This window comes from Chryseobacterium sp. 2VB (assembly GCF_005503635.1).
GTDB lineage: Bacteria > Bacteroidota > Bacteroidia > Flavobacteriales > Weeksellaceae > Chryseobacterium > Chryseobacterium cupriresistens.
Map to the genome: position 1 here is coordinate 22,518 of NZ_SCNC01000029.1, position 26,045 is coordinate 48,562.

Consider the following 26,045-nt stretch of genomic DNA (forward strand, 5'->3'; position numbering starts at 1 on the left):
GTAAATATCTTAGTTTCAGCCAGCAAAGCTATAGGTATCATGAATCATATATATAATATTAGGGAGTGAATGGTGCTAATTCGGGAGTGAATGGATTTTTATTTTACTTCATTAAAGGCAAAAAACATACGAAATATTCACTATCTACAGAAATATGAAGAAGATTATTCTTAAAATATCCATAAACCTGATTCAAATATTCAATTCCGAATTTCTCCCCCTGTACCGTTTCCGTCTTAGGCTGCAAGGTATTCTTTACCGTGATCCCGTCCTCATCAACGATAATGATAATTTCCAGAGGTTGATCCATCGTTGCAATATTATGTTTGGTCGCGTTTTCCGTGACTATCTGAAGGGATAAATAGGGAATTCTTTTTTCAAGACTTTCAGGAGCATTAATAATCAATTCAAACTTCAGTTCTTCATCAAACCTGCTTTTCAGAAGTTCCATATACTGCTGTATAAATTTAATTTCTTGTGAAACAGTAACAATATTATCTTTTGGAGGCACTATAAGATACCTGTAAATCCTGGAAAGATTCATGGTAAACTTCTGTGCATTTTCTTTATTAATCCCGATCAGCATATAAAGGGAATTCAATGAATTGAAAAGAAAATGGGGATTGATATTATTTTTAAGCTGCTGAAGCTGATTGATCACTTCTGCTTTATGCATCTTTTCGTTTTCTACCAACAATAAATTCTTTTCAGACTGTATTTTTTCTTTTTCCTGATAAGCCAGGCTGGTTGCTCTCTGAAACAATATAAATACCGTTACAATGAGAAACAACGCTGCCAGAAAAATGTAAACAGTATAGGTTTTTATCTTGCTGATATTTTCGTCAATAATAAAATTTACATGATTCACTACCGTGTATCCATCAAAATTATCAGTCTTCAATGGTTTTATAAAGCGTGTTACCTCCACTCCCAGATATTCTGAAACGGCTGTTCCTTTAGTATATCCTGCTTCAGTTTTGCTGGTCAGTGTATCATTAGCTTTAATATCTGTAAAGTCAAAAATATTCTTTCCGATATATTTTTTTTCCGGATGGGTAATACAAATTCCTTCTTTAGTAAAAACGTAGGCGTACGTATTGGAACTTTTATCCACGTTGATAAAATATTGATGAAGATCATCCAGGCTTACGGTAGAGCCATAGTACAATTTGTTTTTATCAGGTAGTATCAAAGAATCGTAACTAATCCAATACATGCTGTCCTTTTTGGTAAGCAAAAGGTCTTTAAAATGTCCCGGTCCGTTATTCTTTATCACAATAGAATTTTCTTTACGATCTGTCTTCCTGAAAATACCGGATAAAGGATTATTACTATCTGTTTTTCCTGAAGTGGTGTTTTCATAATAATACCAGCTGTAAGGGAGCAGATTTCTTTTTTTGTTTAAATCATTTAAAACCGAAGAATAATCCTTGTAATTCTTCAGTCCGTCTTTTTGAATCAGTGCGCGAAGCAGATACTGATAATCCTCAATATTCCTGAATTCATGTTCTATCGATTCATACTTTCGGAAGAATGTTTTCTTTGCAAAATCATCGGTATTCTTACGACTGTCTTCTGTGATCAAAAGACTCAAAACAGCAAATGCTGCCACTGCGATCAGGCAGGCAGATAAAGCGGTGATGTAAATGGATTTTTTGGATAAGGCGTGCTTAAAATTAATAATCAAATTCTCTAAATTATGGATTCCTCTACATATAAATTATTCGTTTGCAAAGATATAACAAAGATTTCAGGACTGTAAAGTGAATTAAATTTAGATTTCATATTTTAAAGCAAAAAACAAAAATCAGATACGCCTAAGTCTTAAAGTTCGTTAATATCGTCATTGAGACCACCTATTCATCACGCTATATTTTGAAAATTAATTATCTTCGCCTACAAATCTTATTTGAAAATGAAGAAGATCATCTCCGGGATATCTATTTTTTGTGCCATCGCTATTTCAGCTCAGGAAGCCATCCAGTTTCAGGAACTGCCATTCAAGGACATTATTGCCAAAGCCAAGAAAGAAAAGAAATTGGTTTTTATTGATGCCTATGCATCTTGGTGCGGCCCTTGTAAAATGATGGAAAAAAATGTCTTCACACAGAAATCCGTGAGTGATTATTACAATACCAACTTCATTAATGCGAGATTTGATATGGAAAAAGGAGAAGGCAGAGATATTGCTTCGAAATTCGGAGTACGCTCCTATCCTACTTATCTTTTCCTGAACGGTGAAGGCGAGCTTGTTTCCCGAAATACAGGATATATGGAAGAAAGCCTGTTTGTGGCAATGGCTCAGGATATCAATTCACCGGGAAACAAAAAAGGATCTCTTAAAGACCGCTTTGCTGGCGGGGAAAAAGACCCGGAATTCCTGATCAATATTATGAAGCTTAATGCCAACTCAGATTATGAATTTGCCAAAAAAGCTTCAGAAAGATACTTCCAGAACAAAAAGAAAACCGAAGAACTGTCAAAGGATGAAATCGGATTTCTTCTTTACTTCGTAAAATCATCGGAAGATACCAACTATCCTGTTTTTGCATCCAGAAAAGCAGAGATTATTAAATTCCTTCCTGAAGAAACTTACAATGAATTTGATGCCCAGCTGAAACTGGGAAAAATAGTAGAACAGTCTATTGATGATAAAAATAAAAAAATCAATGATGACTATTTTATGAAAGCTGCCGAACCATTGGTAGGGAAAGAAGCTGCTGTTAAAAAGCTGAATCAGACTAAACTCAGCTATTATGAACAGAACAGTAATTTTCCTGAATACGAGAAAGCGGCTTTAGATTATTATAAAAATTCTGATGCCTTTGATCCGAATGAGCTCCTGAGAGCAGCATGGATATTTGCAGATCATGTGAAAACTCCATCTTCATTAAAGAAAGCTACAGAATGGGCAGAAAAATCTGTTATGAGAAGCGAAACTTCGGAAAACACTTATATTCTTGCCAAGCTTTATCACCTTACCGGAAATAAAGAGATGGCAAAAAACTATGCTGAAATGTCTAAAAATATGGCAGTTCAGGGCAATAAGGATTCTCAACTGGCAGATGAACTATTAAAGCAGATAAAATAAACATTATAAACCGGATGAAATATAAATTATTAGCAGCAGGCATTTTAGCTTTCCTGTCTACAGCTACGTTGAGCGCTCAGAAACAGGAACAAGGAGGACAGGATAAAAGTTTATACATAAAAGGGAATGCTTTATTTGCTCCGATAGGGATTTTAAACCTTGGAATAGAAAAACAGATCAGTCCGAAATATACCCTTCAGGGAGATGTTTTCATTTCACCATGGAAATCATTCGCAGGACATAAACTACAGTTTTACTCTGTCTCTGCAGAAGGAAGATATTATTTTACTGAAGCTTTCAAACACTGGTATGTAGGTGCAAACGTAGCTGTTGCTGCTTACAATGCCACAAAATGGAGTTATTGGAATGACAATACCTTTGAAAACTGGAATAAAGAAATCCTTAAAAACTCCAACCTGTACCAGAAAGGATTTTCTGTAATGCTGGGAGTTACAGCCGGATACCAGTTTCAATTATCCGAGCGCTGGAATCTTGATATTTACGGAACAATCGGAACATCACAAGGGTTTTATAAAGGGTACGACAAATCTACAGGAAGACGTTACGATTCTGCCAAGGAATTCAATAAAAGCGGTGAAATCATCCCATACAGAGGCGGTGTCATGATTTCTTATAAATTAAAATAATACAATGAAACCATTCGGAAGAAATCATATTATCATTTCAGTCATCACTTTTGTGATTCTTTTTTTAATGAATTATATCGGGAATGATTTACCTGATAAATTACAGAGAGCCTTAATGACGGCTTTTGCAGGAGTTGTTGGATTAACTATCGGACTATTTATATTAAATAAGGGCAGAAATGATAAAAATCCGCCCCAAAATTTTGATTAATTAATCTTCGTACACCACATATCTGGTTCTGATCTTTTCGAAACTTTCCAGATCTTTTTTCCATGAATCTTTAATTTCCGGAATTGATTTTCCTGCGATGATCTGTTTTCTCAATTCATCAGTTCCGGATAAAGTATCAAACCACAGATTTTTCAGGAAGAAATCCTGCTGTGGATTTTTATAGTTTTGATAGGCTTTGATTACCCATTCAAGATTCAGTTCTCTTAGATCCTTAGGATAACTGGAAAGGTTTTCACCATAACACAGCTTCCCGTTCAGGAATGGATCTTTAGCTCCGTAGCTTGGTTTTGGCGTAAACTGATAAGGCAGATTTTCCGTCCATGGAGAACCATAAATCTGGAAAGGAAGATCTGTTCCTCTTCCTACAGAAACCTGAGTACCTTCAAAAAAGCAAAGGCTCGGATATAAATTAATCGCTTTATCATTGGGTAAATTAGGAGAAGGTTTATCAAGTATTGGGTAACGCTGCTTTTTATGATAATTCTTCATCGGAACAAGCGTATATTTCGCCTGTACTTGATTTTTAAGCCATTTCTCTCCGTTTACCATCTTTCCATACTCTCCTATTGTAAGCCCATATACCACGGGAACTTCGTGAAGTCCGACAAAACTTGCCCATTTTTTCCTCAATACAGGACCGTCGGTATATCCGTCATGCGGATTGGGACGATCCAAAACCATGATCTCCACATTATTTTCAGCGCCTGCTTCCATCAGATAGGATAATGTAGATATATACGTATAAAACCTCACTCCAACATCCTGAATATCAAAAACAACAACATCAATTCCGGAAAGCTGTTCCGGCTTTGGCTTTTTATTATTTCCATATAATGAAACAATGGGAATTCCGGTCTTCACATCTACTCCGTTCTTCACTTTTGCCCCTGCATCTGCATCTCCTCTGAATCCATGTTCAGGAGCGAAAATAGACTTGATTTTAATTCCGTTTTTTACCAGAAAATCAACCAGATGGGTTTTATCACTCATTAAACCTGTCTGATTGGTTACCACCCCAATTGTTTTATTCTTTAACAACGGCAGGTAGATTTCAGGCTGGTCGGCACCCGTTTTAAAATCCGGTTGAACTTGAGTCTGAGAATAATATTGGTTGAATACTCCTAAAAAAATTAGGCAAATCAGAAGTAAATTTTTAATTTTGAAATCTAAATTCATAAGCTTGAAATTTCCTTTATATTTCTCTAGAAAAATAGCATTTTCCAAAGATAACAAAAATAACCTTTCAAGGGTTATCATCTTCATTGGCAGGCTTTCCGTAGCTTTGGGAATTATTGTTTCCCTCATTACCGTAGCCACCGGTTTTGGTTCAAAAAAAGCTATCAAAGAAAGGCTGGCTGATTTCAGCGGACATATTACCGTAAGATCTACAAGATCCAATTCTTCATACAATACTTCTGTACTGGACAATCAGGGACTGAATATTGCCAAGATAAAAGAACTTCCCGATGTGGAAAGCACTCAAAAATATGTAACAGTTACCGGAATTATGCGTAATGAGCACAATTTCGCAGGCATTATATTTAAAGGAATCGGTAAGGATTTTGACAGTTTAAGATTTAAAAAATTCCTTATAGCCGGAACGACTCCGAAGGTAACAGAAAAAGGATTCAATAGTGATGTAGCGATTTCTCAGAAAGTAGCCAATGACCTTCATCTTAAATTGAATGACAGCATTGTAACCGTATTTTTAAAAGCTGATCAGAAGCCGCTTTACCGTAAGTTCAGAGTTATCGGAATTTACAGAACGGATATCAAGCTCATTGACGAGCAATTCGTTATCGGCGGTATCAATCATGCCAGAAAAATTCAGGATATGAAGCCTGATGAAATTGGCGGAATTGATATCTTCCTGAAGAATGTGAATGATATCGACAAAGATTTTCCTGACATTGAGAAACTGATCGGGTATAAAAATTATGCTGAGAAAGCGACAGAAAAATTCCCGCAGATCACAGACTGGATCAGTATTTTTGATACCAATATTGCTTTGATCATTATTATTATGCTGATTGTAGTGGTCATCAATATCATTATGGTTTTGCTGATCCTTATTATCGAAAGAACCAATTCTATCGGTCTTCTCAAAACATTAGGGGCAAGCAATTCGCAGATAAGAGCTACTTTTATCAATTATACCCTGATTATTATGATTCCGGGACTTTTGTACGGAAATGCTATCGGATTGGGATTGATTTTAATCCAGAAATTCTTTGGAGTTATCAAACTTAATCCTGAAAATTATTATGTAAGCACCGTTCCGGTAGATCTTAATCCTATTGCTATTGTCTCCATCTCAGTAGGAATTCTTATTATCTCAGGACTGGCTTTGATTATTCCTAGCTACCTGATCAGTAAGATTTCTCCGGTGAAGGCGATTAAGTACAACTAATACGATATTTGATATTTGATATTTGATATTTGATATTTGATATTTGATATTTGATATTTGATATTTGATATTTGATATTTGATATTTAAAAGTTATTAATTGTGTATCAGTTGATTTCAGTATTATCCACAACTTATCCACATGTTATCCACAATGAAGATAATTTTAAAAGCCGTATCTTTGTGCCGCTTATAAAACATTTATGAAATACGCAAAAAATATCCTTGAAACGATAGGTAACACACCGCTGGTAAAGCTTAACAAAGTATTAGGTGAAGATTTTCCGGCATTGGTATTAGCAAAAGTAGAGACCTTCAATCCCGGAAACTCCGTAAAGGACAGAATGGCTCTTAAAATGATAGAGGATGCCGAAAAAGACGGCAGATTAAAACCTGGAGGAACCATTATTGAAGGAACTTCCGGAAATACAGGAATGGGACTGGCACTGGCTGCCATCATCAAAGGATACAAATGTATCTTTGTGACTAATTCAAAACAGTCAAAAGAAAAATGTGACATTCTTCGTGCTGTAGGAGCTGAAGTAATTGTTTGCCCTACCGACGTAAAACCTACCGATCCAAGATCTTATTATTCAGTTTCCAAAAGACTGGCAAAAGAAACGGAAAACGGATGGTATGTCAACCAATATGATAATTTATCTAACAGAGCTGCTCATTATGAATCTACCGCTCCTGAAATCTGGGAACAGACAGAAGGAAAACTGACTCATTTTGTAGTAGGAGCCGGAACAGGAGGTACAATCACCGGATGCGGAACATTTTTCAAAGAAAAAAATCAGGATATCAAAGTAATCGGAGTGGATACTTATGGCTCTATTCTGAAAGAATTCCACGAAACAGGTGAACTGCATTATGACCATGCTTACACCTATATTACAGAAGGAATCGGGGAAGACATTATTCCTGAAAACTATGATATGTCTGTAATTGATCACTTTGAGAAAGTAACGGATAAAGACGGTGCTATCTATGCCAGAAAACTGGCGAAAGAGGAAGGTATTTTCTGTGGATATTCTGCCGGAAGTGCTATTGCATCTTTAATTCAGATGAAAGATCAGTTCACAAAAGATGATGTCATTGTTGTTTTACTTCATGACCATGGCTCAAGATATGTAGGAAAAATCTACAATGACGAGTGGATGAAGGAAATGGGATGGTTGGAAGAGAACAAATAAGCTAACTTGTATATAATAAAAAACGGAGCAAAATTTTGCTCCGTTTTTGTTTTTATTAATCGGTTTTAACTTTCTCTTTCAATGTATTTTTGAGAAAGCTGTATTCTTTCTCATTCATTGATTTTCTGGGAAACATATAGCTGTATTTTCCTTCCAGAGAAATAAATTCATGAGTGCTGTCGAAATATTCAAAATCCTTCCATTCGCTGGTTTCTTTATCGCCGTCAATATTGACGGTGAAAAAGTTCTTATCCAACCTGATTTCATATACTTTACATCTTTCAAGCCCGCTTAAATAATGATTCACCTGTTTTTTCCATCTTGAAACTTTATTAACACTTACGGATAAAAAAACAGCACAAAGCAGAAATATAAAGCTTAAAAAGTATAAAATCCCCACACTTTCTTTACTCAAAAGATCTTTGAAAAGAAAAACAATGAAAACAACTACTGCTGCTGCAATGGTGGCAATCGTTTTACTTTTTGTAGTCGGTGAAAAAAGCAGACTTCCCTGATTACCGCTAAAATAAATATCTTCAAAAATCTTCCTGTCCGGTTTTAGTGTAATCACCTTTTCTTCATTCATAATTATAGAGTTTGCTTTAAAAAGCTACAAAACTAAACTAAATATCTTCATATTGATCACTTATTGCAGAAAGTTTGTTCATCAATTCTCTGTTTCTGCGGTTCAGCGCATCCAGTTTTTTCAGCATATTATGAATCACTTCCAGGCCGGGCAGGTTAATTTCGAGATCATAATGCCAGTTGGCAAATTTTTCCAGGTCAGGCAGATCTTCATACATCAGATAATGAATATTGTTTTCAATCTGAATATTCAGCAGCCCGTAATCTACAAGCTCATCAAAAAAAGTAATTTCTATATTATAGATTTTTACGAGTTCTTCCCGTGATATTCTTTCACTCATAGCTTAGGAATTTTTTAGTTGTTCAAAAAGTTCTTTCTGCTTTTCGGTAAGGTTGGTTGGCAGTTTCACTTCATAGGTTACAAAAAGATCACCGTGTTCTCCTTGTTTTTTATAGACTGGAAAACCTTTTCCTTTAAGTCTTACCGTCATTCCGGTTTGGGTTTCCGGTTTCACTTTAAGGTTTACACTTCCATGGAGCGTATGTACTTTTACTTCTCCACCCAAAACGGCAGTATACAAATCAATGGTGACTTTGGTTTTCAGATCATCGCCGATTCTTTCAAAATCCGGATCAGCCGGGATATTGAAGGTAATGTATAAATCTCCATTGGGTCCTCCGTTTACGCCTGGATTTCCATGTCCTTTTAACTTGATCTGCTGCCCGTCATATACTCCTGCAGGAATCGTGATTCTTACTTTTTTACCATTGATTTCAAAAGTTTGCGGATGAGTAGTTGCGGCGTCCCTTAAATTTAAGTTCAGTTCAGCATGAATATCCTGTCCTTTGAACTTGCCAGAGGCTCTTCCTCTGGAACTTCTGCCAAATCCACCGCCTGCACCGCCAAACATATCCTGGAAGAAATCTGAGAAATCTTCACCTCCACCAAAGTCTGCACCGGAATAACCTCCGTTATAACTTTGTTGTTGATACTGTCTTTGCTGTTGCTGCTGGGCTTTTTCGTATTCTTCGCCGTGCTTCCAGTGTTCTCCGTACTTGTCATATTTTGATCTGTTTTCCGGATTACTCAGCACTTCGTTCGCTTCATTCAGTTCTTTGAATTTCTTTTCTGCTTCTTTGTCTCCGGGGTTGAGATCGGGATGATGTTTTCTTGCCAATTTCCGGTAGGCTTTTTTAATATCATCCTGTGTTGCGTTTTTATCTACGCCTAAAATTTTATAATAATCTATATAAGCCATAGAAATGAGGTTTACTCAAATTTATGAATTTTAGGTCTGAAAATTGTATAACAGAATGTTAAAAATAAACCTATCTTTGATAAAAAGCCATACATGAAAGATGTATTGAAAAACTACTCCGGAATCATATTTTTACTTTTAGGAATTATTGTTGGAAGCATCATAGGAATTGTTGCACCCGGTTTTGTGGAATACATTAAACCTTTGGGAGATATTTTTCTGAATCTTCTTTTTGTGAGTGTGGTTCCTCTGGTATTTTTTGCGGTTTCCAATTCTATTGCCTCTCTGGAGCAGCAATCTAAATTTGGAAAGATCATCCTTGTAATGGCCCTTACTTTCTTATTTTTTATTCTCACAGCAGCTGTTTTCACAATTTGTGCGGTCTACCTTTTTCCGGTTTCAGGGGTTTCTGGAAGTTCTGAGATTATTTCTGAAGCAGCCAATGAGGATACATGGGGCAACAGAATTGTAAGTTTCTTTACCGTGGGAGAATTCACAGAGCTTTTCTCAAGAAGGAATATGCTGGCTCTTCTGGTATTTGCTTTCCTGACAGGATTTGCAGCCAGAAAAACAGGAGAAAAAGGACAGCCTTTCAGAGTGTTTATCGCTTCAGGATATGAAGTGATGAAAGAACTTCTTCTGCTGGTGATGAAGCTTGCTCCTATTGGTCTGGGCGCTTATTTTGCTTATCAGGTCGCTACTTTGGGGCCACAGCTTTTTGGATTTTATGCTAAACCTTTAGGGTTATATTATATTGCAGGAGTTATTTATTTCCTTGTGTTCTTTTCTATCTATGCGTTTATGGCGAATGGACAAAATGGAGTCAAAAGTTTCTGGACCAATGCCATCTACCCTACTTTAACCGCCATAAGCACTTGCAGCAGTTTTGCAACAATGCCTGCTAATTTACAGGCGGCTTCCAAAATCGGGATTCCGAATTCTATTGCCAATCTGGTGATTCCTATTGGAACGACACTGCATAAAAACGGATCTTCCATGTCATCTATTATCAAGATCTACGTGGCATTCTTAATTATTGGGAAAGATTTTTTTGATCCTGCCAATCTTCTTTTAGCTTTGGGGATTACTGTTTTTGTGAGTATTGTAGCGGGAGGAATTCCTAACGGCGGGTATATTGGGGAAATGCTGATGATTTCTGTTTATAAACTACCCCAGGAAGCGATTCCTGCCGTAATGATCATCGGGACATTGGTAGATCCGTTGGCTACCGTTCTGAACGCTGTGGGAGATATTGTGGCGGCTATGTTTGTCAACCGGTTTGTCAAGGTCTGACTTTTTTGTTAAAGTACACTATTCACTACGTTTTACCGGTTCGAGGTTTTCATATTCTTCAGGAGTGAAAAGCCTGTAATGAACTTTAAATGTTTTTCCCAAGGGAGTTTCCAGTGAAAACCCACCAGGTCCGAAACCTTCTGTAACATCGAGGGTAAAATGTGAATATTTCCAGTATTCAAACAAATCGCGGTCTATCCAGAACTCATGTCCGTTGATGGTTCCTATCATGGCATCATTCATTCTGGGAAAGAAGCCTCCTTTTTCAAAACATTGCGGCTGAGTCCCTTCACAACATCCTCCTGCCTGGTAAAACATCAGGGGGCCGTATTGATCTTCCAGCTTGTCAATTACTTCAAGTGCCTGCTCAGTAGCGGAAAGTCTTGATATTTTTGTTTCCATTGTTTTTATTTTGATTTAATGTAAACCTTATATTGACAAAAGATCCCGGTACAATAAATTAACCGGGATCATCTATACATCATCAAATTAATTTGAGCCGGCAATATCCAGAACGATTCTGCCGTCAATCTGTCCTTTTTTCATTTTATCGAATACATCATTGATATCTTCCAGTTTTGCAGGAGTAACGGTGGCTTTTACCAGTCCTTCATTGGCAAAATCCAATGCTTCCTGCAGGTCTTTTCTGGTTCCTACAATAGAACCTCTCACGGTGATCCTTTTCAAAACCGTTTCAAAAATAGGGAGTTCAAAAGAGCCGGGAGGCAGGCCATTCAGAGCAATGGTTCCTTTTCTTCTCAGTACATCTATTCCCTGTTTGAAAGCGATAGGTGAAACCGCAGTAATCAATGCGCCGTGCATTCCGCCGACTTCTTTATGCAAATATTCTCCAGGATCTGTGTTTTTTGCATTGACTACAAGGTCTGCACCTAATTTTTTCGCCAGTTCAAGCTTATCATCTGCTACATCAATAGCAGCAACATGCATTCCCATAGCTTTTGCATATTGAACTGCTACATGTCCCAGTCCACCGATTCCTGAAATGGCTACCCATTCGCCGGGTTTTGTTTCTGTTTCTTTCAATCCTTTGTAAACTGTGACTCCGGCACATAAAATTGGGGCAATTTCCAAAAAGTTAACATCAGATTTCAAATGTCCCACATATCTTGAGTCTGCAATGACGTATTCTGCAAATCCACCATCGACACTGTAACCGCCATTTTTCTGTGCTTCACAAAGGGTTTCCCATCCTGTAATACAATAATCGCAGCATCCGCAAGCACTGTACAGCCATGGAACTCCTACCGCATCTCCTTCTTTCACAAAAGCTTCCGGTCCGCAGGCTACCACGATCCCTACTCCTTCGTGTCCGGGGATAAGCGGCATCTTAGGTTTTGCAGGCCAGTCGCCATCCACAGCATGTAAATCTGTGTGGCAAACTCCACAGGCGATAACTTTAACAAGCACTTCATATCTTCCGGGTTCTCTTACAGGTACTTCTTCTATTTTCAAAGGTTGGCCATAGCCCTGAACTACCGCCGCTTTCATTGTTTTTGGAATCATATTTTCTTTTTTGGATTGAGTTATTTCACGTTATCAGTTTTTATCTCTGCTTCTGAACTATTAATTTCCCTGCGTGAGGGATAGGAAGGGCGGCGAGGAACGAGTCGGTGCGCAATGCAATGGAGCACCGAAACGAAGTGCAGCCCTGGATAGCCCGACCGTTTTGCCCTGGATAAAGCCAAGGCAATCGGGCACGTCCTAAATAATAATATTAAAAGAAACCTAGCTTATTCTTGTTATAAGAAATCAGCATGTTTTTGGTTTGACGGTAATGATCGAGCATCATTTTATGGTTTTCTCTTCCTATTCCTGATTGTTTGTAACCTCCGAAAGGAGCTCCTGCCGGATAAGAGTGATATTGGTTTACCCATACTCTACCTGCTTCAATCTGTCTTGGAATATTGTACAGCTGGTGGGCATCTCTGGTCCATACACCTGCCCCCAGTCCGTAGATCGTATCATTGGCAATTTTCACGGCCTCTTCTTCATCTTTGAAAGTGGTAAATGCCAGCACAGGCCCGAAAATTTCTTCCTGAAAAATTCTCATTTTGTTGTTTCCTTTGAAAATAGTCGGCTGAATGTAGTAGCCGTCTTCAAGATCTTCTCCCAGGTTATTGACATCTCCACCCACCAATACTTCTGCTCCTTCATCTATTCCCAGCTGGATATAGGAAAGGATTTTATCTTTCTGGATCTGCGAAGCCTGGGCTCCCATCATTACGGTTTTATCCAGTGGATTTCCTACTTTGATGGCTTTTACCCTTTCAATCACTCTTTCGATAAAGGCATCTGCAATTCCTTCCTGAACCAGTAATCTTGAAGGACATGTGCAGATTTCTCCCTGGTTAAGGGCAAAAAGAACAGCTCCTTCTATGGCTTTATCTAAAAATTCATCATCTGCATCCATTACAGAATTGAAGAAAACATTGGGTGATTTTCCTCCCAATTCCAACGTTACCGGAATAATATTTTCTGTAGCGTATTGCATTACCAATCGTCCGGTAGCGGTAGAACCTGTAAATGCTGCTTTGGCAACTTTCGGATTGGTAACGAGCGCTCTTCCAAGTTCTGCTCCGAATCCGTTGACAATATTAATAACTCCTGCCGGTAAAAGGTCACCAATAAGCTCCATTAATACCATAATGGAAACAGGAGTGCTTTCTGCAGGCTTTAAAACAACACAGTTTCCTGCTGCCAATGCCGGAGCCAGCTTCCAGACAGCCATCAGGATCGGGAAATTCCATGGGATGATCTGTGCGATTACTCCAAGAGGTTCGTGAACAATTAAGGAAACGGTGTCTTTGTCCAGTTCGTTATGAGATCCTTCTTCTGCGCGGATCACAGACGCAAAGTATCTGAAATGATCAATAGCTAAAGGTAGATCTGCTGCCAGTGTTTCTCTTACAGCTTTTCCGTTATCTATTGTTTCTACTGTAGCAAGGTATTCCAGGTTCTGTTCCATTCTGTCTGCAATTTTGTTCAGGATGATGCTTCTTTCTGTAGAAGAAGTATTTTTCCATGTTTGAAATGCTTTTTCAGCTGCATCAACAGCCAGTTCCAGGTCTTCTTTGGACGAGTGTGCTACCTGAGTGAAGTTTTTGCCATCTACCGGGGAAACCACGTCAAAATACTGTCCTTTAACGGGTGGTGTGAATTTCCCGTCAATATAATTATCGTATCTGTTTTTAAACTCCGGGCGCTGTAAAAGCGTTGTTGATATTGGTTCTGTAATAGTGCTCATATTAGTATTGTTTTTATTTTTCGATAACGCCAAATTACACTGAGAAGCCAGAAAGAGTATAGCACAATCGTATAAAAAAAGTGGAAAATAGTGCAAGAGGTTCAATTTTAGTATTTTATTAACAGCAACGTACACTCAAATTTTCTATATTTGAGTTACCTCTTTTTCAAAAAAAATTAGAAATGAATAACAATAGTAAGATTTTATTAAACACTCCTGAATTACGAAAGGAGAGCCAGCTATTGAGTCTTGTTGAAAACCAGACGAAATTCAATCTAAACAATTGTGAGTTCAGCATTTATGAGACTCATAAGGCCGCTTTTGATGTAAAACTTCATTTTGAAAACATTGCTTTTACGGCAATGCTGAGGGGTAAAAAACATATGAAACTGGATAATAAGACCAGTTACTTTGATTATTATCCGGGAGAAAGCATTCTGGTAGCCCCGGGAGAAACAATGGTGATTGATTTTCCTGAGGCGGATGAAACTCCTACCCAATGTGTTTCTTTAAGCCTTAATCCTGATTTTATTGAGGATTCTCTCAACTACCTGAATTACCATCTTCCCAAAGCAGATGAAACTTCGCAATGGAACATTCAGCTTGATGAGTATTTTCTGTTTAATAATAAAGCACTTGCTTCTGCCACCAACAATATTATGAGAATTGCCATGGATGATAATTCTCAAAAAGATATCATGGCTGATTTTGCATTGAAAGAACTTCTGATAAGGCTGATGCAGACTCAGGCAAGAGGCATGGTGGAAAAGAATATTGTAAAAAATAAATCCAGGATAGGTTTTGCGGTGAATTATATTAAAAGAAACCTGCATCAGAAATTGTCTATTGACAGTATCGCCAAGCTGGCCTATGTAAGTAAGTCGAATTTCTTTAAAATGTTCAAAGATGAGTTGGGAACATCTCCCAATGATTTCATTTTGCAGGAAAGAATCAGCAAAGCGAAGGAATTGCTGGCAAGCCAGACCAGCATCAAAGAAACCGCTTTTCAGACGGGATTTTCAGATACAAACTATTTTACAAGAGTATTTAAACAACTGGAAGGAGTGACTCCGAAAAGTTATCAGGATAAAATGGTTCTGCGGTAATTCATATCAATGTATAAAAAAGAGCCCCATTTAATGGAGCTCTTATTATTAAAAACAGTAATTACACAATTAGTAACCTTTGTTTTGTTCAATATTCGGATTCGCCTGAATAGCGCTGATAGGAATTGGCCACTGCCACTTGTAGCTTCCGGCCGCAAGAGTCTGTGCAACAGAAGGTGTACCGGTACCATCAGAAAGGTCTCCTTTTCCAGATCTCTGAACAGGAAGATTTAATCTCTTCAATGTATACCATCTGTCATTTTCAAATGCAAGCTCCAATCTTCTTTCTTTTAAAATAGCATCTAAAAGAGCTTGCCCTGTTTCTGTACCAGGAGTAAATGAATTATATCTTTCAGCTCTTAATTTGTTGAGTAAAACAAGAGCCTGTGCACCATTACCGGTTCTATAGTGTGCTTCAGCCACATTTAATAATACTTCAGCTCCTCTTAAATATTTAATTGAAACGATGTTGGCAGGACCTCCGTTTCCTGAATATTTTGTTACATGATTATAATTTTGTTTGCTGTATACACTGGTAGTGAAATAAACAGGTTTTCTCACATCATTATCTGTATATGAGGTATACAGATCATAATCCACAACAAATTCAGATCTTAGGGCCGGAACTGATTGATTATATGCAACACCTACTGTATTTTGTTCTGATGCCGCATTTAACACCTGGAATAAAATTCCGTCCACATTCTTAGCATTATTTTCTTCTTTCCACAGAGAAGTAAAATTTTTCTTTTCAGTAATGCCTGGTGACAGTCCTAATGCCAGCTCTCCATATTCTACAGTCTTAGCATAGTCTCCTTTGTATAGGTATACTCTTGATAATAATCCATAGATAGCAGCTTTACTTAGTCTTCCTTTATCAGCATCATTTTGCGTAATATTATAAGCACCGAATAATAAATCAGCTATAATCTTATCATACACTTGCTCAACAGTTAAATTTCTGGAACCTATATTGTTGAGAGGATCATATTTTTCAGCGTAATAAATCCCCACACTTGATTTTGCATCTGCAGATTGAGTCGGGATCTTAGAATACGCTCTTACAATATCAAAATGAGCTATTGCTCTTAATGCTCTTGCTTCAGCTTCCAGATTCGTTTTCTGCGTTCCGGATAATACACCGTTATTGATATATTTCAAAACGAAGTTAGCTCTGCTGATCACAAGGTAAGCAGCACTATATAATCCTGTCGTCTGTGAATTATCGGATGAGAATTCAAAGTTCGAAGCAGCAAAATTGGTATTTCTACCTGTAGTTGTACGAACAAGGTTATCAGTGGTAAGATCCCCCATGATAAGCTGGTTTCCTGTATCACTCGTATAATACCCGGCTCCTTTAAGCGCTGTATAAGCACCGTCCATAGCCTGTCTGAAGGTCTCAGGTCTGGTCATGGCCTGCTCCTGATCTTCATTGATTGATGAGATTTGATCTAAATTTCTGTCGCAAGACGTTAACGAAACAAACATGGTTAACGCAGCTAAACTTATTTTTATTATATTTCTTTTCATAAAGCTATTCAATATTAAAATTCTAATTGCAGTCCTACCAGGATTGTTCTTACAGCAGGATAAGTATAAAGGTTATATGCTCCAGGAACGAACAATGCTGTAGATTCACCGGATCCTACTGAAACTTCAGGTTCTCCGTGGAATTTAGTCACTGTAAATAGGTTTTGTCCCTGTACATATGCTCTAAGCTTATTGATTGGAGATCCTTCTCCAAGGAACGCTTTATCAAATGTATATCCTAATGTAAGTGATCTTAATCTTAAGTAATCTGATTTTTCAATCCACTGATCAGAATCACGCATACCGTTTGAGTCAACTTTCTGGAATACTCCTGTATCTCCAGGGTTTTGCCAAACCTGAGCAGCAGCTTGAGCCATATTTCTGCCAGCAACAGCCAATGTTGGATCAACAGCAGCAGCGTACATGTTGTTATAAGTATAACCACCTAGCTTGAATGAGAAATCTGCACTGAAATCAAGTCCTTTGTACTGAACTGTTGTTCCGAAACCACCAAAACTTTTTGGGAACGGAGATTTATCCGTAAGAGGAACTGCATTGGATGCACTGTAAACATCAGTAACATTACCTTCTTTATCATAATACAGAGCTTTTCCGTTACTTGGATCTACTCCTGCAAATCTTACATTATAGAATACGTATGGAGACTCTCCTACTTTTAAATAAGTATCTCCTAAGTTTCTTTCAGTCTGCCCGTCTGCTAACTTGTCAAGAACAGACTTCTGGAAAGAGATATTAGCATGTAGATTCCACTGGAAATCTTTCTGCTTGATCACATCTACGCTAAGTTCAACTTCAAGACCTTTCTGAGACATATCTCCTGCATTGATATACTGGTAGTATCCACCTTCCTGTTTATCCAAAGGTACAAGCTGTACGAAATCTTTTCTCTTGTTCTGATATACTTCTACGGATCCACGAACTCTTCTGTTCCACATTGTGAAATCAACTCCTAAGTTGGTAATTGCGTTAGATTCCCATTTCAGGTTGCTGTTACCAATGATATAATAGCCTTGTGAAGATGTTCCGGGATATGAAGTACCGTTAGTACCATATAAGCCGTAGCTGATATTGTTCACGTTAAAATAATCCGGTAAAGTACCGTCGTTACCTGTTGTACCGTAAGATCCTCTAAGTTTTAAATCATTAATAAAACCTCCTTTCATGAATTCTTCCTTCGCGATATTCCATGCTGCACTTGCAGACCAGAAAATACCACTTTGGTTATTGGCACCAAATCTTGATGAAGCATCTCTTCTCAATGATCCTGTTACCAAATATCTACCTTCATAATCATAGTTTAACATCCCCGCTAAACTGAACAGGGTATTTCTTACTTTAACCCCTGTAAATGTATTTCTGTCAGAAGGTGTTGTAATTGATGGAACATTGATTACCGGAGATTTCAGTCCGTAAGCTCCACCATTCATTGTTTCGTTGTAGTTATCGTTATATTCGATAAATCCTAAGAAATCAAAGTTGTGGCCTCCATATGATTTTTTATAATTAATGGAGTTGTTCCAGGTATAGTTAAATGTATAGAATGAATTTTTGTTCAATGAACCTGTAGGAACCTTGTTCACTGTGATATCAAGGTTTGAACCTTTCTTCAGCCATTGAGTTCCCATATACCAATCGAAAAGTCCGTTAAAGTTTGTTTTAAACTTAAGACCATCGATAATTTTATATTCAGCAAATAAAGTTACCGGAATTCTTAGTCTCTGGTCGTCTAATCTGTAGTTACGGATCTGCTCAACAACGTTAGAACCAGCTCTCATGGTTTGGTTGTAGCTGCCATCTGCATTATAAACCGGCTCATATGGAGCATATTTATACATGGCTCCAAATGGGTTCTGTGTATTGTTTCTGTCTCTGAAATTCTGCGTTTCCTGATACTGAACCCCAAGGTTGATACCTACGTTTAATTTTTCACTCAGTTTATTGGTAAATCCAAAGTTACCAGTATATCTTTTAAGACCATCAATGTCCCTGATAATTCCGTTGTCAGAATCATACCCTAAAGAGTAATAGAAAGTACTCTCTCTGGAACCACCCTGGGCACTGAATAAATAAGACTGGATGCTTGAAGGCTTCAACAGATCTTTCTGCCAGTTGTGATCATAAGCAGCCAATCTATCCATTTCTTCCTGAGATCTTGGTTTAAATCCAAGGTATCCCAATTGATTCTGGAAATCCATCAGCTCTCTGGAGTTCATCATGGTGTAGTTTTTGTCTCTCAGTTTTTCACTGAAACCAAACTTGGTTTCGAATGAATAGTGAGTTTTTCCGGCTTTTCCGGCTTTAGTAGTTACTACCACTACTCCGTTTGCTCCCCTCGCACCATACTGTGCTGTAGCAGCGGCATCTTTAAGAATTGAAATAGACTCTACGTCTGCAGGGTTGATTGCGCTGAACTGTCTTGCAGTCATATACATCCCGTTTACTACATAAGTAGGCTCTGAAGAACCACCAACACCGGCAATCCCTCTTACCTGGATGGTAGCAGCAGCACCTGGCTGCCCGGTAGTACTTTGTACAAATACCCCTGAAGCTCTACCCTGTAAAGAGTTACCGATAGATGTTGTAGGAGAGTTTCTTCTGATTTCATCACCACCAACAACAGCCTGAGCCTGGGTAATTTCATCTGCTTTTTTCTTCTGGTATCCAGTAACGATTACTTCATCGATCTTATTCTCCTTCAGAACAGAATCATTCTTAGATTTTTGCGCAAAAGCAGCTTGTCCCAAAAAAAACAAAGCTCCTGCACTTAATACATGTAACTTCACATTCATATTAACAGATTTTAATATATTCAAGCGACAAATATGTCGATAAATATCTATAACATCAATTCGCTGAATGCTGAAAACATGCTTCCAGAACGGAGAGATTCACATTCATCTTAAAAAAATGATGAGGAATCATTTTGAAAATATTTAAAAATTTAACAAAAAATAAGTCAATTTATATATTAACGGAATTTTAATAAATTTTAAAATTAAAATCAATTTTCATTAATTTAAAATAAATGATTAAAAAAATAAACTTAAAGCATTTTTTTGACTAAAAAAATTAAAACCAACCAATTCATAATTTTTAGTAAATCGGAGAAAAATCGGTCTATTTTCTTAATTTTTATATAAAAATTATACCTGTAAAAGCAAAAAAGTCCCTCTTTTAAATAGGGGACTTGCGTTGATTAATATAAGAAGTATATCTCTCAATCTGTTGAAATCTTTTGATTTTTCAGTTTATAATAATAGTTTGCCTTTAATATCCTGGGTTTTGAATAATTCCCGGGTTTGCATTTAGCTCATCCTGGGGGATTGGTAAAGCAAACTTATAACTGTTATTAGGAAGATTGACCGGATTCGCCGCAGGATAATTAGCAGAACTTGAAGAATAATCTGCTGGATCCCTATCAATAGTAACATTAGCTAATGTTCCCAATCTTTTTATGTCTATAAAACGGTGTCCTTCATAGGCTAATTCCAATCTTCTTTCTTTCAAAATACCTGCCCAGGCAGTGGTAATATTTGTAAATACAGGAGGAGTCTGTGCAACAGGAAACCTAGCATCCAAAATAGCTTTTAATGCCTGCCCTACTCCAAGTAAATCTCCAGCAGCGGCTCTTGCTTCTGCTTTAATGAGATACATTTCAGAAATCCTCATTATTTTAAAATCATTATTAAAACCATTCGTTCCTGTAGTAGCAGCAGTTACAGTACCTGATTCAGTCCCACCATGTTTCTGAATAATTAGCTTATCTGTGTTTCTGTAATCAGCAGAGGTTGCATAGTTGGGATCAATAACAGAAGATGGTGCTACAATTACATTTCGCCTCACATCATTTGGGTTTTGATTCAGAATATTAAACAAAGCTCGACTTATTTCGTAGTAAGGAGAACCATTTAAATTGGGAGCAACAGAACACCATCCATTATGTAAATTAGTTGCTTGTGAATTTTGTTGGGCTGTTCTCTTTAATCTGAAAATAACCTCTTTATTGGCTGGTTCATTATCCGTAAAAAAAACTTTTCTGTAGTCAGCTTGATTAGCTAATGTAACTCCAGATGTATTTATTACATTATCCGCCCACTTTTCGGCATTGACAAAATCTCCTTTATAGGCATAAGCGCGGGCTTTCAAACCCTTTGCAAAGTTTTTATTGGCAAAACCATTGTTTGGAGTATACCCGCTCAAACCATTATAAATTGTTAATGCAGCGTCCAGATCCTTATGAATTAGTGCATAAAAGTCTGCGTTTTTAACTCTTGGATTTTCTTTTTCAGCAGGTTCAAATATTCTATCAGCCAATATTCCCGCCAGTGCATTATCATCTTTTAAATTTGTTGAGTAATAAGCCAATATCCTTAAATGTCCATAAGCTCTCATAGTAAGTGCCTCAGCTTTCAATTGGGAGATTAATGCAGCATCGGTGGCATTAACAGGTTGTACACTGTCAGCATATTTAATTACTCTGTTAGCTCTTGCTAATGCTGTATAAGTGCCAACCCAAATATTTCCAGAAAGACCTGAAGAAGGAATCGATAAAAAGATATATTCTTGAGATATTCCCTGTCCTCCGTTTGCATATCCAATTCCAACTTCGTCAGTAAAAACAGAAGTAAAAACAGCTTCTGATCTGTTAGAAAAGAGATTATATGTAGAATTCATAAGTTTTTGAAGATCTGAGGATTGTGTAACAGCTATTTCTTCAGTTAAGGACCCGGGAGTAAAAGGACTTATCAGCTCATCATCACAGGAAGTAAGTAATATTCCCGATGTTATTACGATATATTTAAATATTTTTTTCATTGCAATTTATCTTAATTTATTAAACTAGAATTTAACATCAAAACCAAATGTGACAACTCGAGGTGAAGGATACCTTTGTTGATCGGCTCCGTTTGGACTTTCCACATCATACCCTCGCCATTTTGTAAATGTTAATAGGTTTTCGCCTTGTAATGTAAATGACATGTCATTGATAAAGGTGTCCTTCAGAAGTCTTTTAGGAATTCTGTATCCTAACTGAACATTTCTCAGCCTGATATAAGAAGCATCTACAAGAAATCTATCAGAATTCCCCTGCAATCCAACATTGGCTGCTTTTAGAGAAGGTACGTCTGTATTTGTATTAGAAGGTGTCCAGGCATTTAAAAGATCCCGATCTACATTAAACGAAGCTAAATTATTAGGATTATATAAATCAGACATATCATAATCAAAGCGCTTAAGTTTAGCAACAAATGTGAAAGTAGACGAAACAAAAAAGTTTTTGTAGTTAAAATCGAATCCAAATCCTCCCTGATATTTCGGCAATCTATTCACTCCCATAAGTTTCCTGTCAGAATCTTTTGGACTTTCTGTAGGGTTTCCATCAGCATCTTCAAACAATAAATTACCATCAGAAGGATTTACCCCTAAATATTTATACAAAAAATATTCTCTAAGAAGGCCACCATTCTCAGTTACTACCAGCCCGTCAGATATCCTTCCATTTCCGGATTGAATACCACTTATTTTTTGATTATTGATTGACCCGTTTACTCTAAAAATTAATGAAATATCATTTCCTTTATTTCTTATTACATCATAGGCCAGATTTACTTCTATACCTTTATTTTGTAAAACAACATCTGTATTTCTCACAATACTTAATGTACCTGACACTGGCGCTGTCGGATCAGGCATGTATAAATCATGAGTATCTTTCACATAATAATCAAATGACCCTCTTAATCTCCTTTTAAAGAATTCGAAGTCAGATCCAATATTATACTGTTTTGTTGTTTCCCATCTCAACTCTTTATCACCAAAAGCTATAGCATACCCTTGGTTACCATTATATGTGTTATTGGTTACAGAATATATATTAGTATATCCCGGAGGGTTTAATCCTGCATAAATACTTCCGTCAACAATTCTCTGATTACCTTGTGTTCCATAAGAGGCCCGGATTTTAAATGCATCCACAAATTTTATGTCCTGCATAAACTTTTCTTCATCCACATTCCATCTCCCTCCAACTGACCAAAAAGTACCCCATTGTTTATCTCCAAAAAATCTATTGGTTCCATCTCTCCTAATAACTCCAGTAATTCCGTACTTTTTATTAAAATCATAATCTAAAGATGCAAAATATGAGATCATGGCCCATTTTAACTTCGAAGCACTTGTTGCTGACACATAAAAATCATTATTTGAGGTATCTGCAATATATCCGGCTCCCGTTCCAGGAACAAATGTCTTTGGATCCAGACCTTTCTGTCTGTTATTATTAGTATTGAGTTGCGAATAGTTATATTCCGCATTTCCTTGCAGAGTGAAGGTGTGCTTTCCAAGTACTTTGAAATATTCCAGTTGCCATAGGTTATTAAATAAAAACTCTCGTCTTTGATTCATATCTTCAAAACCTGAAAACTCCTGTGCTCCTTTAAATAAAAATGCATTAAAAGAAAGCGGATATTCTGCCTGATTAAACCAGGTATTAAGATATTGTCCGGACGTTCTTGCTTTCACCGTTAAATCATTTGTAATCTTATAAGATAAATTAGCAGCCATGTCCAGTCTCATTTCCTCCGTAAGATTATTATAATTCACTAACTTATCCATTAGCATTAAAGGAGTATATAACAATGTTCCATCTTTACTATATAAATCAAACAATTGTTGTCCATTTTGGTATAAATCGGGAGATAAGTGTGGAGCGGAACGGTATGCACCTAGAATAAAATTCCTGTTAACAGCTCCTGCATCAAGAATAGCTTCATTATTTTTTGAAAATCCTAACCCTGTTACCAATGAGTACTTAAAGCGTTCAGTCTCACTCTTGCCGTTAATATTATTTCTTACGGTAAATCTCTTTAATCCAGTTGTTCTTAAAATTCCCTCATTTTCGAGATAACCAATAGATGTATAGGAATTGATATTCTGTCCCCCGGATTCTAATGATAAATTATGGCTCTGAGTAATAGCAGGCCTAAAGAAAACTTTCTTCCAATCAGTGTTTATATTATAGCTTGCAATCTGCTCATCAGTCATTTTAGCCCCAGCACCTACTCCATATAGTTTTTGAAGGCTTAAAAATTCTTTAGAGTCAGACAAGTTGTATTTCGGATCTTGTAAAAATGAAATACCAAACTGATTGCTATACCTGACACGCATATTTTGGTTAAATTTACCTTTTTTAGTAGTGATCAATATAACTCCATTTGATCCCCGAGATCCATATTCCGCAATAGCGGCTGCGTCTTTCAATACAGAAAATGTATCAATGTCATTGGGATTAATTGACCTAAAATTATCACTGTTGGAAGGAAATCCATCTATCACATATAGAGGGTCTGAATTACCACTATATGTACCTACTCCTCTAATAACAACCGTAGGTTTTGCACCAGGCTGCCCCGTGCTCGCTGTAACATTTACTCCGGCCAACTGTCCCTGTATAATATTCATTACATTGGCGTTTGGCCTGTTTTCTATAGTTTTGCTATCAATAGTAGCCACTGAAGTTGCAGCGTTCTTTTTGGTCATACTCCTGTAACCAAGAACAACCACTTCATCAATATCACTTACTTTTACAGTATCCTTTTTCAACTTTTGTCCCGCCATTACCTGTCCTATAAAGAACAATGCTCCAGCACTTATAACTCGTAATTTTACATTCATATTAACAGTTTTTAATACATGGAGCAAATATGTTAATAATTCTTAACAGATCCAATTCGCAAAACGCTGTAAAACAAGATATTAAAAAGAATTTAATCCCTAATAAAGATTAATAAATATCATCCCAGATCGTGAATTATTCTTATTAATTAAAAAAAATAAATCAAAATAGAGATTTGGCTATATTTTAACAAGTGAAAAAAAACCACAAGGTTTAACTTTATTTTAAAAAAAAGCATAGAAAATTAACAGAATAAGAATTTTAACTTGAAAAAAATTCAAAATCAAGCAATAAAAATTCACTTAGAAGCATCAAAATGATAAAAATATATCATAGAAGTATTCAAAAAAAAGAAGCACCTCAAAATTTGAGGTGCTTCTTTTACATACTCTATAATATTACTTCTTAAAGCTATAATATCTTGCCCCAATTAAAACCGGATTTTCCTCTTCAATAGAAACAAGTCCAAAGCCTTTGTAATTTTTATTTACAGAATCTTTCAGCTGCTTTCTGTGAAGCTTTTCATAGGTTTCAAAATCAACAGCAGTTCTCTGCTTTAAATTTTCAAATAAATTCCATTTTTCTACTACTTTTCGCCAGTTTCCGGATACCTTCCCGGCAAACACCTTAGATTTCGATCCGCTTCCATATCCCACAAAGCCAATTTCTTTTCCTGAAAGTTCTTCATTTTCATTAAAAGATGTCTGTAAAGCAGAAAGAAATGCCATAAAAATAGAAGCGGTATACATATTCCCGATCTCAGAAGAAGCTCTCTGGGTCTTTTCTATTTTATCATTGATTAATTTCAGATAATTTTCTGACTTAGCGATTGCTTTCTGTTCATCTGCAGTTTCATAGGAAAGGCCATTCTCCAGACTGTAGATTTCTGTGAAAACTCTTTTTCCGTGGAAGGCATAAGGAAGATGGAAGATAATATACTCCCAGTTTTCATATGGTCTATCCTGTCCTGTTAATTCTTTATAATGATAATAAGCTTCTTTTATTCTATCCTGATAGCATTGGTTAGAATATTGTCCGTCAAAAACAGGCTCATCTGTAAAAATTTCAATCTTTTCAGGATATGTTTCCGGAGCGCCATTCAAGTCTTCTTTTTTATATGATCTTCTGGGTTTGAAAAAATCAAAAACACTTTCTGAAGCAACTCCCCAATTATTTTCAATTTCAAGAAGGTCCGGTTTGGATGAAACCAAAAGGGCTACCGCACCACCTCCCTGTGTATATTCTCCTGAAGAAGCCAATTCATATTTTGCATAATCACTGGCAATCACAACTGCTTTTTTATCAGGATTTACCCTCACAAAATCCAGAGCATTGTGTAACGCATCTACTCCCCCTACACAGGCAAAAGTCATATCAAGTACATCACAGTTTCTGAAACATCTTGTTCCAAATTCTTCTTCCAATACTTTTTCCACCATCTGTACAGCATAGGAAGCTGTAGGTTTTGCCGCATCTACAGCACTTTCTGTTCCCAGATATACTCTTGCTATTTCCTCAGGATTGATCTCATAATCTTTTATAAGCTTCAGTAATGCTTCTGCTGCAAAAGTGGCAGCGTCTTCGTGAACATCAGAAAGTCCCATTTTATGAAGACCCAGGCCTTTTTCCAATTTCGCCGGCTCTATCCCTCTTTTTTCTGCTAAATCCTTAATCTCCAAATATAAACCAGGCACATAATAACCCGCTGCTTCAATTCCAAAACTCATAATTGTCTA

General features: G+C 36.9%; 20 protein-coding genes. 7 read left to right on the forward strand and 13 right to left on the reverse strand.

From position 1 onward, the window contains the following. Positions 1–103 precede the first annotated feature (103 nt). Complete coding sequence (locus FFS26_RS19640) at positions 104–1,687, reverse strand: histidine kinase (protein WP_137905902.1); 1,584 nt, start codon at positions 1,685–1,687, stop codon at positions 104–106. Between the two features lie 228 nt (positions 1,688–1,915). Between FFS26_RS19640 and FFS26_RS19645 the strand changes: the two genes are divergently transcribed. Genes FFS26_RS19645 through FFS26_RS19655 form a run of 3 tightly spaced genes read left to right on the forward strand, consistent with a single transcriptional unit; the run spans position 1,916 to position 3,949 of the window. Then, on the forward strand, positions 1,916–3,091 hold the full coding sequence (locus FFS26_RS19645) for a thioredoxin family protein (RefSeq protein ID WP_137905903.1): 1,176 nt from the start codon (positions 1,916–1,918) through the stop codon (positions 3,089–3,091). A 14-nt stretch (positions 3,092–3,105) separates the two neighbouring features. Next, a complete protein-coding gene (locus FFS26_RS19650) occupies positions 3,106–3,738 on the forward strand; it encodes a DUF3575 domain-containing protein (RefSeq protein ID WP_137905904.1) in 633 nt (210 codons plus the stop codon). Between the two features lie 4 nt (positions 3,739–3,742). Then, positions 3,743–3,949: a hypothetical protein gene (locus FFS26_RS19655; RefSeq protein ID WP_089690129.1), complete on the forward strand. Its 207-nt coding sequence runs from the start codon at positions 3,743–3,745 to the stop codon at positions 3,947–3,949. Here FFS26_RS19655 and FFS26_RS19660 read toward each other — a convergent pair whose 3' ends face one another. After that, complete coding sequence (locus FFS26_RS19660; RefSeq protein WP_137905905.1) at positions 3,950–5,146, reverse strand: exo-beta-N-acetylmuramidase NamZ domain-containing protein; 1,197 nt, start codon at positions 5,144–5,146, stop codon at positions 3,950–3,952. A 4-nt stretch (positions 5,147–5,150) separates the two neighbouring features. On the opposite strand from FFS26_RS19660, the gene FFS26_RS19665 reads away from it, so the two are divergent. Together FFS26_RS19665 and FFS26_RS19670 are read left to right on the forward strand one after the other, a co-directional pair. After that, entirely contained in the window at positions 5,151–6,380 is a 1,230-nt protein-coding gene (locus FFS26_RS19665) for an ABC transporter permease (protein ID WP_110010172.1), read from the forward strand. A gap of 202 nt (positions 6,381–6,582) precedes the next feature. Then, positions 6,583–7,575 (forward strand): PLP-dependent cysteine synthase family protein, encoded by a 993-nt coding sequence (locus tag FFS26_RS19670; RefSeq protein ID WP_110010173.1) that lies wholly within the window; start codon positions 6,583–6,585, stop codon positions 7,573–7,575. A 55-nt stretch (positions 7,576–7,630) separates the two neighbouring features. Here the strand turns inward: FFS26_RS19670 and FFS26_RS19675 are convergent, their stop codons facing one another. The 3 genes from FFS26_RS19675 to FFS26_RS19685 are packed head-to-tail and all read right to left on the reverse strand — an operon-like array spanning position 7,631 to position 9,419. Then, a complete protein-coding gene (locus tag FFS26_RS19675) occupies positions 7,631–8,161 on the reverse strand; it encodes a hypothetical protein (RefSeq protein WP_110010174.1) in 531 nt (176 codons plus the stop codon). Between the two features lie 37 nt (positions 8,162–8,198). Beyond that, positions 8,199–8,501: a chaperone modulator CbpM gene (locus tag FFS26_RS19680; protein WP_079242769.1), complete on the reverse strand. Its 303-nt coding sequence runs from the start codon at positions 8,499–8,501 to the stop codon at positions 8,199–8,201. Positions 8,502–8,504: 3 nt separating this feature from the next. Beyond that, positions 8,505–9,419, reverse strand: a complete 915-nt coding sequence (locus FFS26_RS19685; protein ID WP_137905906.1) for a DnaJ C-terminal domain-containing protein — start codon at positions 9,417–9,419, stop codon at positions 8,505–8,507. A 93-nt stretch (positions 9,420–9,512) separates the two neighbouring features. On the opposite strand from FFS26_RS19685, the gene FFS26_RS19690 reads away from it, so the two are divergent. After that, the gene (locus tag FFS26_RS19690) at positions 9,513–10,712 is read left to right on the forward strand and encodes a dicarboxylate/amino acid:cation symporter (RefSeq protein WP_137905907.1); all 1,200 of its coding nucleotides are present in this window, start codon (positions 9,513–9,515) and stop codon (positions 10,710–10,712) included. Between the two features lie 18 nt (positions 10,713–10,730). Here FFS26_RS19690 and FFS26_RS19695 read toward each other — a convergent pair whose 3' ends face one another. From FFS26_RS19695 to FFS26_RS19705, 3 genes are all read right to left on the reverse strand, one after another. Further along, a complete protein-coding gene (locus FFS26_RS19695) occupies positions 10,731–11,114 on the reverse strand; it encodes a DUF779 domain-containing protein (protein WP_110010177.1) in 384 nt (127 codons plus the stop codon). Positions 11,115–11,201: 87 nt separating this feature from the next. Further along, a complete protein-coding gene (adhP, locus tag FFS26_RS19700; RefSeq protein WP_110010178.1) occupies positions 11,202–12,236 on the reverse strand; it encodes an alcohol dehydrogenase AdhP in 1,035 nt (344 codons plus the stop codon). A 211-nt stretch (positions 12,237–12,447) separates the two neighbouring features. Further along, positions 12,448–13,977, reverse strand: coding sequence for an aldehyde dehydrogenase family protein (locus tag FFS26_RS19705; RefSeq protein WP_137905908.1), 1,530 nt, complete (start codon positions 13,975–13,977; stop codon positions 12,448–12,450). A gap of 182 nt (positions 13,978–14,159) precedes the next feature. Here FFS26_RS19705 and FFS26_RS19710 point away from each other — a divergent pair, with 182 nt between their 5' ends. Then, entirely contained in the window at positions 14,160–15,083 is a 924-nt protein-coding gene (locus tag FFS26_RS19710) for an AraC family transcriptional regulator (RefSeq protein WP_110010180.1), read from the forward strand. 69 nt (positions 15,084–15,152) lie between these two features. Here the strand turns inward: FFS26_RS19710 and FFS26_RS19715 are convergent, their stop codons facing one another. The 5 genes from FFS26_RS19715 to FFS26_RS19735 form a co-directional block, all read right to left on the reverse strand. Next, positions 15,153–16,613: a RagB/SusD family nutrient uptake outer membrane protein gene (locus FFS26_RS19715; protein WP_137905909.1), complete on the reverse strand. Its 1,461-nt coding sequence runs from the start codon at positions 16,611–16,613 to the stop codon at positions 15,153–15,155. A gap of 14 nt (positions 16,614–16,627) precedes the next feature. After that, on the reverse strand, positions 16,628–19,423 hold the full coding sequence (locus FFS26_RS19720; RefSeq protein ID WP_110010182.1) for a SusC/RagA family TonB-linked outer membrane protein: 2,796 nt from the start codon (positions 19,421–19,423) through the stop codon (positions 16,628–16,630). A gap of 478 nt (positions 19,424–19,901) precedes the next feature. Beyond that, positions 19,902–21,449: a RagB/SusD family nutrient uptake outer membrane protein gene (locus FFS26_RS19725; protein ID WP_137905910.1), complete on the reverse strand. Its 1,548-nt coding sequence runs from the start codon at positions 21,447–21,449 to the stop codon at positions 19,902–19,904. Between the two features lie 24 nt (positions 21,450–21,473). Continuing rightward, a complete protein-coding gene (locus FFS26_RS19730) occupies positions 21,474–24,308 on the reverse strand; it encodes a SusC/RagA family TonB-linked outer membrane protein (RefSeq protein ID WP_110010184.1) in 2,835 nt (944 codons plus the stop codon). A 399-nt stretch (positions 24,309–24,707) separates the two neighbouring features. Then, positions 24,708–26,036, reverse strand: coding sequence for a hydroxymethylglutaryl-CoA synthase family protein (locus tag FFS26_RS19735; protein WP_110010185.1), 1,329 nt, complete (start codon positions 26,034–26,036; stop codon positions 24,708–24,710). Positions 26,037–26,045 lie beyond the last annotated feature (9 nt).

Bases quoted from the DNA above. Each gene is read 5' to 3' on its own strand.
- FFS26_RS19645 (WP_137905903.1), top strand. From the start codon at position 1,916: ATGAAGAAGATCATCTCCGGGATATCTATTTTTTGTGCCATCGCTATT.
- FFS26_RS19655 (WP_089690129.1), top strand. From the start codon at position 3,743: ATGAAACCATTCGGAAGAAATCATATTATCATTTCAGTCATCACTTTT.
- FFS26_RS19685 (WP_137905906.1), bottom strand. From the start codon at position 9,419: ATGGCTTATATAGATTATTATAAAATTTTAGGCGTAGATAAAAACGCA.
- FFS26_RS19675 (WP_110010174.1), bottom strand. From the start codon at position 8,161: ATGAATGAAGAAAAGGTGATTACACTAAAACCGGACAGGAAGATTTTT.
- adhP (WP_110010178.1), bottom strand. From the start codon at position 12,236: ATGATTCCAAAAACAATGAAAGCGGCGGTAGTTCAGGGCTATGGCCAA.
- FFS26_RS19695 (WP_110010177.1), bottom strand. From the start codon at position 11,114: ATGGAAACAAAAATATCAAGACTTTCCGCTACTGAGCAGGCACTTGAA.
- FFS26_RS19705 (WP_137905908.1), bottom strand. From the start codon at position 13,977: ATGAGCACTATTACAGAACCAATATCAACAACGCTTTTACAGCGCCCG.
- FFS26_RS19735 (WP_110010185.1), bottom strand. From the start codon at position 26,036: ATGAGTTTTGGAATTGAAGCAGCGGGTTATTATGTGCCTGGTTTATAT.
- FFS26_RS19730 (WP_110010184.1), bottom strand. From the start codon at position 24,308: ATGAATGTAAAATTACGAGTTATAAGTGCTGGAGCATTGTTCTTTATA.
- FFS26_RS19650 (WP_137905904.1), top strand. From the start codon at position 3,106: ATGAAATATAAATTATTAGCAGCAGGCATTTTAGCTTTCCTGTCTACA.
- FFS26_RS19725 (WP_137905910.1), bottom strand. From the start codon at position 21,449: ATGAAAAAAATATTTAAATATATCGTAATAACATCGGGAATATTACTT.
- FFS26_RS19660 (WP_137905905.1), bottom strand. From the start codon at position 5,146: ATGAATTTAGATTTCAAAATTAAAAATTTACTTCTGATTTGCCTAATT.
- FFS26_RS19720 (WP_110010182.1), bottom strand. From the start codon at position 19,423: ATGAATGTGAAGTTACATGTATTAAGTGCAGGAGCTTTGTTTTTTTTG.
- FFS26_RS19690 (WP_137905907.1), top strand. From the start codon at position 9,513: ATGAAAGATGTATTGAAAAACTACTCCGGAATCATATTTTTACTTTTA.
- FFS26_RS19670 (WP_110010173.1), top strand. From the start codon at position 6,583: ATGAAATACGCAAAAAATATCCTTGAAACGATAGGTAACACACCGCTG.
- FFS26_RS19680 (WP_079242769.1), bottom strand. From the start codon at position 8,501: ATGAGTGAAAGAATATCACGGGAAGAACTCGTAAAAATCTATAATATA.
- FFS26_RS19715 (WP_137905909.1), bottom strand. From the start codon at position 16,613: ATGAAAAGAAATATAATAAAAATAAGTTTAGCTGCGTTAACCATGTTT.
- FFS26_RS19710 (WP_110010180.1), top strand. From the start codon at position 14,160: ATGAATAACAATAGTAAGATTTTATTAAACACTCCTGAATTACGAAAG.